Annotated in this window: 13 protein-coding genes and 1 pseudogene; all 14 read right to left on the reverse strand. The window is 36.8% G+C overall.

Going from position 1 to position 14,900, the window contains the following annotated elements:
* Window position 1: 1 nt before the first annotated feature.
* Window positions 2-307, reverse strand: a complete 306-nt coding sequence (locus G7059_RS00470) for a Mini-ribonuclease 3 (protein WP_240920500.1) — start codon at window positions 305-307, stop codon at window positions 2-4.
* 70 nt (window positions 308-377) lie between these two features.
* Window positions 378-1,718: a cysteine--tRNA ligase gene (gene cysS, locus G7059_RS00475; protein WP_166080118.1), complete on the reverse strand. Its 1,341-nt coding sequence runs from the start codon at window positions 1,716-1,718 to the stop codon at window positions 378-380.
* A gap of 130 nt (window positions 1,719-1,848) precedes the next feature.
* Window positions 1,849-2,853: a type I glyceraldehyde-3-phosphate dehydrogenase gene (gap, locus tag G7059_RS00480; protein WP_166080119.1), complete on the reverse strand. Its 1,005-nt coding sequence runs from the start codon at window positions 2,851-2,853 to the stop codon at window positions 1,849-1,851.
* A 77-nt stretch (window positions 2,854-2,930) separates the two neighbouring features.
* Window positions 2,931-3,803, reverse strand: a complete 873-nt coding sequence (locus G7059_RS00485) for a hypothetical protein (RefSeq protein ID WP_166080121.1) — start codon at window positions 3,801-3,803, stop codon at window positions 2,931-2,933.
* Window positions 3,804-3,812: 9 nt separating this feature from the next.
* Window positions 3,813-4,079, reverse strand: coding sequence for a hypothetical protein (locus G7059_RS00490; protein ID WP_166080122.1), 267 nt, complete (start codon window positions 4,077-4,079; stop codon window positions 3,813-3,815).
* A 47-nt stretch (window positions 4,080-4,126) separates the two neighbouring features.
* Window positions 4,127-5,067, reverse strand: a pseudogene (gene whiA / locus G7059_RS10620) (DNA-binding protein WhiA).
* Window positions 5,046-6,005, reverse strand: a complete 960-nt coding sequence (gene yvcK / locus G7059_RS00500) for a uridine diphosphate-N-acetylglucosamine-binding protein YvcK (RefSeq protein ID WP_166080123.1) — start codon at window positions 6,003-6,005, stop codon at window positions 5,046-5,048. The pseudogene whiA and the gene yvcK overlap by 22 nt, the downstream one beginning before the upstream one ends.
* A complete protein-coding gene (gene rapZ / locus G7059_RS00505; protein ID WP_166080124.1) occupies window positions 6,002-6,865 on the reverse strand; it encodes an RNase adapter RapZ in 864 nt (287 codons plus the stop codon). The genes yvcK and rapZ overlap by 4 nt, the downstream gene beginning before the upstream one ends.
* Before the next feature lie 138 nt (window positions 6,866-7,003).
* On the reverse strand, window positions 7,004-7,939 hold the full coding sequence (locus tag G7059_RS00510; protein WP_166080125.1) for an NAD(P)/FAD-dependent oxidoreductase: 936 nt from the start codon (window positions 7,937-7,939) through the stop codon (window positions 7,004-7,006).
* Window positions 7,918-9,372 (reverse strand): prolipoprotein diacylglyceryl transferase, encoded by a 1,455-nt coding sequence (gene lgt, locus G7059_RS00515; RefSeq protein ID WP_166080126.1) that lies wholly within the window; start codon window positions 9,370-9,372, stop codon window positions 7,918-7,920. Before lgt ends, G7059_RS00510 begins: the two co-directional genes overlap by 22 nt.
* A 2-nt stretch (window positions 9,373-9,374) precedes the next feature.
* Window positions 9,375-10,319 (reverse strand): HPr(Ser) kinase/phosphatase, encoded by a 945-nt coding sequence (gene hprK, locus G7059_RS00520; RefSeq protein WP_166080127.1) that lies wholly within the window; start codon window positions 10,317-10,319, stop codon window positions 9,375-9,377.
* 2 nt (window positions 10,320-10,321) lie between these two features.
* On the reverse strand, window positions 10,322-13,147 hold the full coding sequence (uvrA, locus tag G7059_RS00525; RefSeq protein WP_166080128.1) for an excinuclease ABC subunit UvrA: 2,826 nt from the start codon (window positions 13,145-13,147) through the stop codon (window positions 10,322-10,324).
* Between the two features lie 124 nt (window positions 13,148-13,271).
* On the reverse strand, window positions 13,272-14,126 hold the full coding sequence (locus tag G7059_RS00530; protein WP_166080129.1) for an aminoglycoside 6-adenylyltransferase: 855 nt from the start codon (window positions 14,124-14,126) through the stop codon (window positions 13,272-13,274).
* 80 nt (window positions 14,127-14,206) lie between these two features.
* The gene (locus tag G7059_RS00535; RefSeq protein ID WP_166080130.1) at window positions 14,207-14,896 is read right to left on the reverse strand and encodes a Pr6Pr family membrane protein; all 690 of its coding nucleotides are present in this window, start codon (window positions 14,894-14,896) and stop codon (window positions 14,207-14,209) included.
* Window positions 14,897-14,900: the final 4 nt, after the last annotated feature.

The raw sequence follows: 14,900 nt of genomic DNA on the forward strand, positions 1-14,900 counted from the left end.
TTTATTCCTCCACAAAATCAATAAACATTGTCCATAACTGGTTCAATCGTTCATGATACTTTTCCATATATAGGTAACCCCATACCGCTTCAAAACCTGTAGCTATACGATATGTAGTAACATCGGCATTTTTTGCCATTGAAGCACTTTTTGCGTTTCTTCCACGACGAAAGATAGCGAGTTCATCTTCATTGAGTATTTCTTTATCAATCAACATCATAATAAAGTTAGCTTGTCCCTTGGCACTTACATATTTTATTGATGTTTCTTGAAGTTGCTTTGTTTTTGTAATTCCTATGTTTACCAAATGTTCACGCACTTGTAATGAATGAACTGCATCCCCACAAAAGCGAGGACGTTTCCTGAAGTTGTATTCATTAAATTAGTCCTTTTTCTAAGAGTTTCGCACGCAAACCATCTGCGGTTTCAAAGTCTTTGGCAGCTTTTGCAGCATCCCAGTCATTAAACAACTGAAGATCGTCATTACTTAAAACAACTGTTTCAAAATCAATCCCAAGAACATCCAACATTCTTTTAAGAGTGTTGTATTGCGTCTTCATTACTTCAAAGTCTTTATCACGTTGACGCAATGATTGGTTCATTGTCTTCACAAGTTCAAACATGACTGCTTGAGCATTCGCAACATTAAGGTCATCCTGTAAGGCTGCCATAAATTGCTCATACACCATTCCAACCATTTCAAGAGAGTCTGACTGATATCCACCCTTTTGGAATTCGATTTCAGTTTTATGTAAGACTTGTTCAATACGATTTAGTTCGTTTTGTGATTGTTCAACAACTTCTTCAGTAAAGTTCAAGTTGAGTCGATAGTGAGTTGATAAGAGTAGCCAACGCGTTACATTTGTTCCAAACTCGCTAATGTAGTCTTTTGCCCAAGTAACATTCCCTAATGATTTACTCATTTTTATTCCATCAACATTCATCATGCCATTATGGATCCAATAATTTGCGAGATCGTGATTATGAAGTGCTTTGCACTGTGCTGATTCGTTTTCATGATGAGGGAATTTTAAGTCTTCTCCTCCACCATGAATATCAATATGATTTGTTTTAAACTCATCTTGAATCATTACAACACATTCTGTATGCCAGCCAGGTCTACCCATACCCCAAGGAGAATCCCATTTTATACCATCATCATCTGTAACTTTCCACAATAAGAAGTCCAATGGGTTTTCTTTCATGGTATTAGCTTCGATACGTGCTCCGACTTCTAATGCTTCAATATTTTGCGAAGAAATTTCGCCATAACTAGCAACGCGATCCACTCTAAAAAAGACATTTCCTTCTTTTTCATAGGCAAAGCCTTTTTCACAGAGATCTTCAATAAATTTAATGATACTTGCAATACTATCTGTTGCTAAAGGACGGGCATCAACACCGTTAGCGTTAAGCTTTTTACTGACCTCATTATAAGCATCAATGTAGCGAGATGCAACATCTTTTTCGCTTATTTTTTCATTTTGTGCTTTTTCAATAATTCTATCATCAATATCTGTAAAGTTTGAGACCATATGTACCTTATAGCCAAGCTCTACTAAAACGCGACGTAAAAGGTCGAAAACAACGATTGGGCGTGCATTTCCAATATGTGGATGGTTATAAACAGTAGGACCACAAACATACATCGAAACCTGTCCTGGTACAATAGGTACGAATTCTTCAATTTTCTTATGTTTTGAGTTGTATAGTTTCATAGTTACTTCCTCTGTTCTTTCTTCCATTAGTATATCATAGCACTTCTTCACTTTGTATTTGTATCTTTCATTTCTTCACAAAAAAAGAACCGAGCGAACTCGATTCTTTAGTTATTAGTAGTTATAATTCTTAGAATTTGTCAGCTACATAGTGAGCTGTACGTACTAATTGGTTTGTATATGACATTTCGTTGTCATACCATGAAGCAACTTTAACTAATGTAATTCCATCGATTGTTGTTACTTTAGTTTGTGTTGCATCAAATAATGAACCATATGACATACCGATAATATCTGATGATACTAGTGGTTCGTCTGTGTAACCGTATGATTCGTTAACTGCTGCTTTCATTGCTGCGTTAACTTCGTCAACTGTTGTTTCTTTTCCAACAACAGCAACTAATTCTGTGATTGAACCTGTGATTACAGGAACACGGTGTGCGCCACCATCTAATTTACCTTGTAATTCAGGAATTACAAGACCGATTGCTTTAGCAGCACCTGTTGAGTTAGGGATAATATTTTCTGCAGCTGCACGTGCACGGCGTAAGTCACCTTTTGCATGTGGACCATCTAATGTATTTTGGTCATTTGTATAAGCATGGATTGTTGTCATTGTTCCTTGAACAATTCCGTACTCATCGTTTAATACTTTAGCCATTGGAGCTAAGCAGTTTGTTGTACATGAAGCACCTGAGATGATTGTTTCTGAACCATCTAAGATTTCGTGGTTTGTGTTGAATACAACTGTTTTGATGTTTCCTGTTGCTGGAGCTGAGATAATAACTTTACGTGCTCCTGCTTCTAAGTGAAGGCCAGCTTTTTCTTCTGATGTGAAGATTCCTGTACTTTCAATAACAACATCAATTCCTAATTCTTTCCAAGGTAAGTTTTTAGGATCGCGTTCTGCAAGAACTTTGATTTCTTTTCCATCAACAACAAATGCACCTTCTTTAACTTCAACTTCTTTGCCTAAACGACCTTGAGCTGAGTCATATTTGAATAGGTGTGCAAGTGTTTTTGCATCTGTTAAGTCATTAATTGCAACAACTTCCATGTTATCTGATTCAAGAATCAAACGTGTTGCAAGACGTCCAATACGTCCAAAACCGTTAATTGCTACTTTTACTGCCATAGTCTATAAATCCTCCTTATTCGACTCTTATATTATATACCATATGTCACGCTTGTCAATTGTGAAACCGCTAGCAATCAATAAATATCTTGATTCCATAAAGGTTTTGCAAAAGCGTTAAATCCAGAGTACGCACTTATGATTTTTATATGGAACAAGCGTTCAAATAATTCCTTATCGTTGATACGTGCCATGATGGTTTGTTTGCGTACTTTTTTTGCATCAGGCAAGATACGATTCATGTGTTCATGAACGGAAGCACACAGAATAAGTCGGGATTTGCCTCGTGTAATGAACGATAAGAGTCGTAAGAGATGTCCACTCTTTAAGTAACAACATTCTCTAACATGAACAACACTGTCATGAATCTCATAGATTATGTAAGCAACCAATTGGTCGTCAACATTAAAACCTATAATACCTCCATATGAGGAAAGTTCAGTCTTCATTCGTTCAAAGTAATCAGTATCCCTTGTGAAAAAACCAGTAAAATGTCGTGTAAACTGTTGGTATACTTTTACCAAAGATTCATTACTAGGCTCTAAGTTTATTCCTGCAACATCAAAATTTGATAGTAGACTCGTGTTAAGGTTGTATTCAAAACTTTCAACAACAGGTTCAAATCCAAATTTTTCAAACGATTCTGAATTGTCAGTACGAACTAAAGTAATAATATCGTCACGAGATAATAACGATAGCAGTTGATCCATAATAGCATCAGCATTCACAACATCAACAATATAAGAGGTCTTAATCAAAGTATCATGCAAGGATAGTACCTTAGGTTCCACATAAGCCATACCTGTATACTCACCTTGATCAAGTGAAATATAGCACTTATCGTGCTTTAGTATTTTCTCTCGATACCTTTTGTAGTCACCGTTTTTGAACTTTTTTGTCATCATAGAATCAATGATCGAAGTATCTTCTGGCTTTGCTTCTCGTATCATGGTGTCCTCCTACTCGTCATCGACTTCATGTTCTGTGTATTCTACATCAATAATATCGCTATTACGTGTTTGGTTTGGTCTGGATTGTGTGCTGTTATAACGTTCTTGTTGATTTGATTGTGTATATCTATTTTGTTTAGGACGTGGCCCGTAAAGAAAATTTCTTACAAGATTCACAACCACAACGATTATATATGCGCCTAAAGCAAACATTAAAAACGTTGGTAACAGATAAATTATTAACAATACTAGTAAGAATCCTAAAATATATCCCATATTATCACCTTTTTCGTTATTATATCACAGTCAATATAACTTCTGATTTACTCGTTATCTTCAATCCTATTGGCTAATTCGATTATCTTCTTAAATCGGTGTTGTAGACCCGATTTACTAATTGTTTCATTATGTACTTCTTCATAGTAATCTATGAGTTCATTAAGGCTTGATTCTGGATACTTCATACGAAGCTCCGCTACGTTTAGAAGTCTCTCTTCGAGATGATTGTAGCGGTTATGTTCGATGAGTTTCTGAATCGCATCAATCTGGTTGTTACCCGCTTTAATAATTTTCATCTCATTCGCAACCTCACAATTATCAAGACGCGTCAGTGAGTTTTTAAAGTCTCTTTGAATTCTTACGTCTTCAAATTCTAAAGTACGAGCATGAGCCCCTACAACGGTTAAGAAGTCAGCAATCGAATCAGCTGCTTTAATATATACAACATAGCGATTACGACGCACTGTAATCTTTGATTCAATTTCAAATTGACGCATTGTTTTCTGAACAAACTTTGCAAGTTCTTCTGACTCCGTTGAGATTTCAAGGTGGTAGTTAGCAGTATTGGGTGCGTTAACACTTCCACTCGCTAAGAATGTCCCCCGAGATATGCTCTTGCACAACACGATTTCAAAGTAATAATTCTTGAAGGTGTTTGGCGCATACCCTTAGAAGTATAAATACCCAAGTCCTCAAGTATTTCAATACCTCGCTCTAATACTTTTAAAACATAAGTATTCGTCTTATTAAAGCGACTTTTCTTTACAACACTTAGTTCAATATTAACGCCATAGCGTTTCTTTAATCGACTAAACATATGTTTAGCAGTGTTGGCATTCTCAATTTCTATTTGTAACTGAATAGCTTTATTAGCGATAATCATGTTTGAGTTTGCATGCAGAAAAGCTGAAAGTTGTGCACGTTCACAGCACTCTTCCAGTTCTACTGTTGTAATCTCATGTTTTACTTCGCTACTAAAGGACATCCAGCCACCTCCAATACTTTTGCGAATCCATTCTTAATTTTCATTGGGTCGTGTCGAATAATATTGTCTTCAAATGTTAAAGCTTCCTGTTTCACAATCTTATACGTATGGTCTTCTGATAAGAATGACACTGGGAAACTTCTTTCTTGAACATAACGTAAACGTACATCTTCAGGAATTGTATCAATGGCATAGACAACGACATCAATATTTACATCGGTATGTTTAATTAATGCATTAACATGATCTTCTCCTGAGAAACCATCCGTCTCACCAGCTTGAGTCATGGCATTGCAGTAATAGATTTTCTTTGCAGTTGATTTATGTACTGCGTCATATATTTCAGGAATAATAAGATTCGGTAAGATTGACGTATAAATTGAACCGACTCCCATAAGAATAACATCAGCTTCTTCGATCGCTGTAATAGCTTCTTCTGTAGCACTCACAGGCACATCATAGTAAACCTTATCAATGGCATTATCATACATAGGAATGTTTGATTCCCCTCTTACGATTGTGCCATCTGTCATTCGTGCACATAGTGTGATTAACTCTGTCGAAGCTGGGATGATACGTCCTTTAACATTTAGAACCTCTGATAACTGTGAGATTGCTCCCATAAAGTCACCACTTGTGTCTGCTAAGGCAGTAAAGATTAAGTTCCCTAAGTTATGTCCAGCTAAACTAGAACGACTTGTGGATTCAAAACGATAGTTCATCATTTGTGATAAGAGGTTCTCTGATTCAGCAAGTGAGAGCATCACGTTTCTAATATCTCCCATAGCTGGAATACTAAATTCTTCGCGTAGACGACCTGTACTACCACCATCATCTGCCACTGTAACAATTGCACTAATTTCTAATTCATCAATAAGTTTGAGTCCTTTTAATAACGCGGATTGACCCTTTCCGCCACCAAATACAACTAATTTCATAGTTCTGGTCCTTCTTTTATATCTCTATGGTCTTTGATTGCTGTGTATTCTTTGCGATAAAAGTCATAGAGCCAGTTTGTCACTGACACTGAACGGTGTTGTCCACCTGTACATCCGATTGCGATCGTTAATAAATGTTTTGAAGCTTCGAGATTTTCATTAATTGCATAGTTTAAAAAGAGTTGTAGTTTTTCTAAGAACACTTGGGTCTTAGGATCATCGATTACATAGCTAAATACTGCAGCATCATTACCCGTCTTTGAACGTAATGTTTCATCCCAATAAGGGTTGTTTAAGAAACGTACATCGAAGACATAGTCTGCATCCATTGGCAATCCATTACGATACCCGAAAGAAATAAAACTTAATGTTAAAGAATTCTTACCTTCTATACCAAAGAATCTTTGGATTCTTGATGTCAACATTTGATTGGTTAAATGTGATGTATCAATAATAATAGATACGTTTGATTTAATTGAAGCAAATTCTTGAATTTCCACATCGATAGCTTCTTCAAGGCTATTGGCTAGCCCCTTAACTACCAGTGGGTGATTTCTTCGGCTGTATTTATAGCGCAATAATAACTGCTCTTTTGAAGCATCTAAAAATAATACTAATAATTCTGTATATGTGTTTTTTAATTTATGATAAAAGGTATCAAAATCATTGGCAGAAACTGATATTGCAATTTGGTTATACTCTATATGAACGTTTTTATCAATTTCTTCAACGAGAGTATCTGCCAAGAACGCAGGGAAGCCATCAATACAATGATAGCCCATATCTTCTAAGACTGCCATTGAGCTTGTTTTTCCTGCTCCTGATAAACCTGTAACTAAGACAATTCTACGATTTTCCATAGTGCCACCTCACACTCTATTGTATCAAATTCATGAATAAGTTGAAACTAAGTCTGTGTGTTATAAAACACATAATATACAGATGTCCTTGCTTTGTCTTCTCCACTCAAGCAAGAAAAAAGCATCTATCGATGCTTCTTAGTTTTGTTTCAGTGATTGAATGTAATGGAAAGCATTTTGAGCTGCTACTGCGCCATCACTTGTTGCGGTAACAATTTGACGTAAATGTTTTTGAACGACGTCTCCTGCTCCAAATACTCCTGGCATTACAGTTTCTAAACGGTCGTTTACAATAACGTATCCGTCTTTATCAAGAAGACCTGGAATTGATTCTAAGAAATTTGTAGCTGGAAATGCTCCAATATATGGGAACAAGCCATCTCCTAGAATTTCTTCTTCTTCACCAGTGTCCACATTTTTGAATCGTACGCCACCCAGACGTCCTTCTTCATTCACAACATAGGCTACTGGAAGACGTTTACGGATTACCTCAATTTTTGGATTACTTAATGCTTGTTTTTGGCTAAGTTCATCGCCTCTAAAGACATCACGACGAATTACAAGTTTTACATGTTTTGCGAATTGTGTAAGATAGACAGATTCTTCAAGTGCTGAAGTTCCCCCACCAATCACAATAACTTCTTTATCTTTAAAGAACGCACCATCACATACTGCACAGTATGAAAGACCTTTTCCTAAGAGTTTCTCATCTTCTGGGAAACCAAGAGTTCTTTCTTTTGTACCTGTTGCAATAATTACTACATGAGCACGGTATTCTGTGCCACTTGCAATTACTTTTTTCCATTCACCTTCATCAATAATGTCACTGACTTCACCGTAAAGATATTCTGTACCACATGCTGTAGCATGTTCAAACATTTTCATGGATAAATCAACGCCACTGATATCGATAGTTCCAGGGTAGTTTGCGATTTCATCGGTCTTTACCATTTTCCCACCGGGTGCTTCATATTCTAAAATTGCAGTTTTTAAACCTGCTCGTCCAGCATAGACACCAGCTGTTAATCCAGCAGGTCCTGCACCGATTATGATTACATCATAGTTGTTGTCCATTCGTGGTCCTCCTCAAGAATTGTTGGTAATAATGTATAATCTGAAATTATACGATTAGGATTACTTTTATTAAGTGTTTCTTCTCGAATTTTATCAGAAACATAAGCAATAGTAAACGAACCTGCCCTACGACCGGCTTCCATGTCTGTTGGCGTGTCACCAATATAGATAACACCACCATGATCTGCTCCCATTAATTCAAGAGCTTTATCAATACCATCAGGACTTGGTTTACTCTTTTCAAATTGATCCGCACCAACAACCACTTCAAAGTAATCTTGAATATTTAATCTAAGTAATTGTTGTTCTAAAGAAGGTGTTACACGATTGGATACAATTCCTTGACGGTAACCTTGTTCTTGTAGATAACGTAAACTCGCTTCCACGTCAGGCATCAATTGAATCATATCTGTAAATTCTTGACTATAACTTCGATACATTCCCGTCATTTCCTCTACATTTCCTGGGAAATGTTTTTCCATGACTTCATTTAATGTTGGTCCCATAAACTCTAGGATTTGTTCATCTGTCAAATCATAATCTTGTTTATGTTCAGCAAACAACTTCTTGAAGGAGCTAGCAATCGCATTGTGAGTATCTGCAATGGTGCCATCAAAGTCCCAAAGAATAATCGGTTTTGCTTGCTTGAATATTTTTCTAAAGACACCAAAGTATCCGACCATACCAATAATTACAAACACGATGGATGTTAACTGTGCCATTCTAATTCCAGTATTGAAGAAGTAAAGACTATCAGTTCTTAACCCTTCAATAAAGAAGCGTGTTACACCATACCACATGAGATATGCGTAGGTTAGATCACCACGGCGATTTCTATTCACTCGTTTAAGCACCAATACAATCAGCACCCAACCAATAAGATTGGCAACACTTTCATAAAGGAATGTTGGATGGTGATACTCACCACCTATAAACATCATATCTTTAATAAAAGATGGGAAGTAGTTGAAGAATGTCTCTGGAACGGGTCCACCGAATGCTTCTTGATTAATAAAGTTTCCCCAACGTCCAAGTGCTTGAGCAATCAAGATATTAGGAACAATTAAGTCAGCAGCTTGCATAAAGTTGATACGGCGTTTCTTCATGTAGATATAGCAGAAGATTGCCCCTGCAATTAAACCACCTTGAATTGCAAGACCACCTTGACGGATATTAAAAATTTGGATTGGATCTTGTAAATAGTATTGTAAATCCGAGAACATTACATACCAGATACGTGCACCCGGAAATCCGAATAGCAGAGAACCAATGAAGATATTATCGATATCATCAATGTCATAACCTACTTTTACAAGATTACGACGGCTGATCATATATGCGATATATGCACCAGTAACAATCAGTACAGCATACCAGGTTACTTCTAATGGACCTAGTTGTACAAAAGTTTTTACATTTGGAAAAAATTGCATGTTTAAGACTCCTTATTTTGCATTAGAATGAAATTCATTACCCGCTCATCAAATTGAGCAGCTGTATTGATTCCACTTTGTTTGAGGATGAAATCTCGAACTGCCGACTCAACAAGTACAGACATGTTTCGACCTTCACGAACCGGGAAGACGAGGTGAGGTATTTCTACATCAAGTGCCTCATAGAAGGCATCAGATTCAATCCCCGCACGAGTATACTCTTTATTATCGTCCCATTTCTCAAGTTCAACGACGAAATCAACAGGAATCTTCTCTAAGAATGCATGATGCCCAAACATACTACGAACATCAATAATCCCGATTCCACGTATCTCCAACATCCCTTTTAATAATTCAGGAGCTGTACCGATAATAGTTTCTTTAACTCTTGAAATATCCACACGATCATCAGCGACTAGTGCATGACCGCGGTTAATGAGTTCAAGCGCTAATTCTGATTTACCCATACCGCTACCACCGATTATTAATACACCACGTCCATAAACACTCATTAATCCACCATGAACGTTTGTAGTCGGAGCAAGAACTTCATCCAAGAACGTTACGATATCAACCATGACATCAGAACTTGAACGTTTTGTGACAAACACTGGGAAGTTCTTTTCGTTAGCAATCTTTTCTAATACTTTTGGAATTGGTTTTCCACTTGTGATAAGCAATAATGGTGTCTCATCACTTGTCAGGAAATCAAAACTTAATTCTTGTAATTGATCATCAAGTTTTTTTAGATAAGCATTTTCTTTCTTACCTAAAATAACAATACGTTTTTTCTCAGCATAATCAAAGAAGCCAGCAAGTTCTAAACCTGGTCTGTTCGTATTCGGTAAAGTAATCAGACGGCTTAATGCTTCTTTATCACCAGTTAGTTGTTTTAACTCTAAGTGTTCAGCTAATACTTTAACCGTTGTCGTTTTACGTTCTTCCATGTTTACCTCTTTTCCAGTACTTTCTTCAAGTACATTCCTGTATAGCTATCTTCACATTTAGCAATTTGTTCAGGCGTTCCTTTGGCTACAAGTGTTCCTCCACCTGCTCCACCTTCAGGACCTAAGTCAATAACATAGTCAGCATTTTTAATAACATCAAGGTTGTGTTCAATAACTACGACGGTATCTCCATTATCTACAATACGTTGAAGCACTGTAATCAAGCGATCCACATCATAGCTGTGAAGTCCTGTAGTTGGTTCATCAAGTACAAACATTGTTTTTCCTGTTGATGGTCGTTGAAGTTCACTTGCAAGTTTAACACGTTGTGCTTCACCACCTGAAAGAGTTGTTGCGGATTGACCTAACTTGATATACCCAAGTCCAACATCACTTAATGTTTGAAGCCCGTTTCGTATTTTTGTGATTGCGCTAAAGAACTCAATTCCTTCATCAATGCTCATTTCTAAGACATCTGAGATTGTTTTTTCTTTGTAGTGAACTTGTAGGGTCTCTTCGTTATAACGCTTCCCATCACACTCAGTACACTTTACGTAGACATCTGGTAAGAAGTGCATCGATATACGTTTTACTCCATCACCACGACATGTCTCACATCGTCCACCGGCAACGTTAAAGGAGAAGCGTCCTTTTTCGTAACCACGCATTTTAGCTTCTGGTGTTCTCGCGAAAAGATCACGAATATCATCAAATACCCCTGTATATGTAGCAGGGTTTGAACGTGGTGTTCGTCCAATTGGATTTTGGTCAATTGTAATAAGCTTGTCAATGTTTTCTAAACCTTTGATTTTTTTGAACTTACCAGGTTTAACACGCGTTCTACCAAGTGCTTGATAGACAGCTTTACTTAACACTTCATTGACTAGTGACGATTTACCACTACCACTAACTCCAGTAACACTAATGAATGTTCCAAGTGGGAACTTCACATTGATATTCTTTAAGTTGTTTTCTTGTGCTCCCATTACTTCTAAAAAGATCTTATTTCCTTTACGACGTTTCTCAGGAGTATGAATACTACGACGTCCACTCAAGTAATCTGCCGTTAATGAGTTTGTATTATCGATAATTTCCGAAAGTGGTCCATTAGCAATAACTTCTCCACCGTTCTCACCCGCCCCCGGACCAATATCCACAATCCAGTCACTTGCTTCCATGGTTTCTTCGTCATGTTCTACTACTATCAGAGTATTCCCAAGATCACGCATACTCTTCAAGGTTTCGATAAGTTTTGCATTATCTCTTTGGTGTAAGCCTATGGATGGTTCATCGAGAACATAGAGAACTCCCATAAGTCGAGAACCGATTTGTGTCGCAAGACGTATACGTTGTGATTCTCCACCTGACATTGTTCCTGAAATTCTATCAAGGGTTAAATATTCTAATCCAACATCCTTTAAGAAGCTTAAACGTGATGTGATTTCTTGAAGTATTAACTCAGCAATCTTAGCTTTCATTTCATCAAGTTCAAGGTTTTCCACAAAGTGTAATGCATCTTCAACACTTAAGGCAGTAAATTCACTAATGCTTAAGCCTCCGACTTTGACACTTAATGCTTCTTCATTAAGTCTTGATCCATGACAAGTGTGACACACAGCCTCACCCATAAATGACCCATACCATTCACGAGCTGAAGAGGACGTTGTATCTCGGAAACGACGTTCAATTAGATTTACGACACCTTCTAAAGGCTCGTTACGGTTGAATGAATTCCCTGAACGTGATTCTATTTTATATTTAACAGGAACTTGACTACCATACAGTAAAATATCAAGTTTCTTCTTCGAAATTTTTTCTATTGGCATATTAGGATCTACACCAGCAAATTCTAATAATTTTTCAAATGTTTGCCATTCTATATTTTGTGAACCTGCAAAGTTCTTATAATAACGGATACCACCTTGAAGAATACTTAATGACTTATCAGGCATGAGGAACTCTAGCTCTACAGACTGAGTAATTCCTAGACCATTACATGTAGCACAAGCACCCATTGGTGAGTTAAATGAGAATAGGCGCGGTTCAATTGAAGCAATACTAAAACCACAGATTGGACACGCAAACTGGCTAGAGAAGACAATGACCTCATCACCTATTTTTACGTGGACAATACCTTCACTTAAAGATAATGCAGTTTCTAAAGAATCACTTAAACGGAAGCGACTGTCTTCTTTCTTTACAATTCTATCGACAATCACTTCAATGGTATGTTTCTTATTTTTCTCAAGATGAATATCCTCTTCCAACATAAGAAGCTCTTCATCGACATATACACGTAAATACCCTTCTTTACGAAGATAGTCTAACGTATCGCGATGCTCACCTTTTTGTTCTTTAATAACTGGTGCAATAATTTCAAGACGCGTTTTATCAGGATAGTCCATGATACGGTCTACCATTTGCTTAATTGTTTGTGAGCTAATTTCAATACCATGATGTGGACAGTATGGAACTCCAACACGAGCATAGAGTAAACGTAAGTAGTCATAGATTTCTGTAACCGTACCTACTGTCGAACGTGGATTATTACTTGTGGTTTTCTGATCGATGGCTATAGAAGGAGATAGACCTTCGATAAGCTCGACATCAGGTTTCTCCATATTTCCTAAGAACTGACGCGCATACGAGCTTAAAGACTCGACATAACGACGTTGACCTTCTGCATAGATCGTATCAAAAGCTAATGATGTTTTTCCTGAGCCCGATAGCCCAGTCATAATGATTAATTTGTTGCGAGGAATCTCAAGACTAATATTTTTAAGATTATTAACCTTGGCTCCTTTGATGATTATTTTATCGTTTTCCATAATGCCTCCACACTTTTCAACTCTTCTTATTATAACAGATACTACAAATCTTATACATTACGATGCGTTCTAAGTTTGCATAACTACGCATCCACTTTACAGCTAATCGGCACCCTAGCGTAGGCTATTCTTTAACATTAATTTTTATATCTAAATCTTTCTCTATGTATTCAACAATCCCTTGGTATTCTTCTTTATCTATTGTGTAATTTAGACTCGACGATACTCTCTCACTAACGCATCTAAAGTCAATCAATAGAATTCTTAAAGCTTCTGTAATCTGATTAAAGTCACTCATAGAATATGTTGTTAAAAGGCGATTCCATTGTTCTGGTGGTAGAAAATTCTCCAACTTTTGATGTCCTTTTCCGACATTGGATTTAAATTGTGTATGAATTCCATATAGTGCATCACACATCTCTAAGTAACATGTCCGCATGATATTTAGATGTTCAATTGCATAAATCATGTTACGACGGTGTAGACCTTTCACTACGTACAAAGAGACCCACAAGAATTCATTAATACAGTCATCAAACGTTTGATGACTTGGTTTCTTTACCCAGTACTTAGAATCATTGGAACGGTTTAAAGATGGTGTCTTAGTATCTTTATCAAGGAGGATTTCGATGAGTGAATCAGATTCTAAATACTCCTGAAGATCTCTGGTAGGAACTATCATTAAATCAATGCGATTCCCATCTTGAAATTGCATGAGGTAGGTAAACCACTTTTGTCCACTTGGATCAGAATCCATTGGCGTTTGCATGATAAGACGCTCACCAAAAACATCGATCCATTCTCTATCTTCTACAAACTTGTCAGCATCATCCACAAGATACACGATGTCATAATCTTGCCAAGGATCTTTAGGAATAGAAGAATTAGTACGGGAACCATTCATAGCTACAACTCTTATTAATTCAGATGAAGTCGCAACACCTAATATTAGTTCAAGCATATCTTTTTCACTTCTCATAGTACACCCTCACTTTGTTTCATTATACCTATTCTATTTTTAATGGTAAAGAAATACCGAGATATTCATCTCGGTAGTGTTTAAAGTGATTTGGACATCTCATTTGAGTAAGAGTAGATGTGATTCTTTACTGCTAGTTTGCGGTCAATGGCATACAGTCCAAAACCTAAGATTGTAAAGAATGCAAAGAGAATAACAACTGTAACAGCAACTTCAGATACACTGTGTAGTGTTAAGTCAATAAACCCATATGGATAGTACTTACCGTCCCAGTAAGGTCCAGTTACTGTTGCTGCTTTGATATTAACCCATGTGAAGTAACATGTTGGGAAGACTAGCCAAATGATTGGATCAATCACTTTGTAGATTCCTTTATTATCAAATAAGAAGTAATGAGCGATAACCATGATAGGAACAATATAGTGCTTAATAATATTATAGATATCAGTATCAACACTTAATATCGGTCCTTCATAAACTAAGAAATGGTATACAAGTAGCGTTACTGTAATCGCAATGGTAACGGAACCCTTGAAACGCGGGAGCACAAAGAAGTTTTCTTCATCCCTTCCTTGAATTTGATACACAATCCCTTTCACAAAACCAAATAAGAAATAGATAAAGCATAGAAGCCCACTTAGTGTTGTGTAAAAAATTGGCGGATGAAATTCACCACGACTTAGCCCCATTGAGTCGTTGATTCCTACCGCAGCAATGCATAAGAAAATAAAGATATAGATTAAGTTATATTTGTTTTTTTGATAGTTCATAATT

Origin of the sequence: Erysipelothrix sp. HDW6A, from assembly GCF_011400295.1 — a bacterium.
Classification (GTDB): domain Bacteria; phylum Bacillota_I; class Bacilli_A; order Erysipelotrichales; family Erysipelotrichaceae; genus Erysipelothrix.

Bases quoted from the DNA above. Each gene is read 5' to 3' on its own strand.
- hprK (WP_166080127.1), bottom strand. From the start codon at position 10,319: ATGGAAGAACGTAAAACGACAACGGTTAAAGTATTAGCTGAACACTTA.
- yvcK (WP_166080123.1), bottom strand. From the start codon at position 6,005: ATGAAATTAGTTGTATTTGGTGGCGGAAAGGGTCAATCCGCGTTATTA.
- G7059_RS00510 (WP_166080125.1), bottom strand. From the start codon at position 7,939: ATGGACAACAACTATGATGTAATCATAATCGGTGCAGGACCTGCTGGA.
- rapZ (WP_166080124.1), bottom strand. From the start codon at position 6,865: ATGGAAAATCGTAGAATTGTCTTAGTTACAGGTTTATCAGGAGCAGGA.
- cysS (WP_166080118.1), bottom strand. From the start codon at position 1,718: ATGAAACTATACAACTCAAAACATAAGAAAATTGAAGAATTCGTACCT.
- G7059_RS00485 (WP_166080121.1), bottom strand. From the start codon at position 3,803: ATGATACGAGAAGCAAAGCCAGAAGATACTTCGATCATTGATTCTATG.
- uvrA (WP_166080128.1), bottom strand. From the start codon at position 13,147: ATGGAAAACGATAAAATAATCATCAAAGGAGCCAAGGTTAATAATCTT.
- G7059_RS00535 (WP_166080130.1), bottom strand. From the start codon at position 14,896: ATGAACTATCAAAAAAACAAATATAACTTAATCTATATCTTTATTTTC.
- gap (WP_166080119.1), bottom strand. From the start codon at position 2,853: ATGGCAGTAAAAGTAGCAATTAACGGTTTTGGACGTATTGGACGTCTT.
- lgt (WP_166080126.1), bottom strand. From the start codon at position 9,372: ATGCAATTTTTTCCAAATGTAAAAACTTTTGTACAACTAGGTCCATTA.
- G7059_RS00530 (WP_166080129.1), bottom strand. From the start codon at position 14,126: ATGAGAAGTGAAAAAGATATGCTTGAACTAATATTAGGTGTTGCGACT.
- G7059_RS00490 (WP_166080122.1), bottom strand. From the start codon at position 4,079: ATGGGATATATTTTAGGATTCTTACTAGTATTGTTAATAATTTATCTG.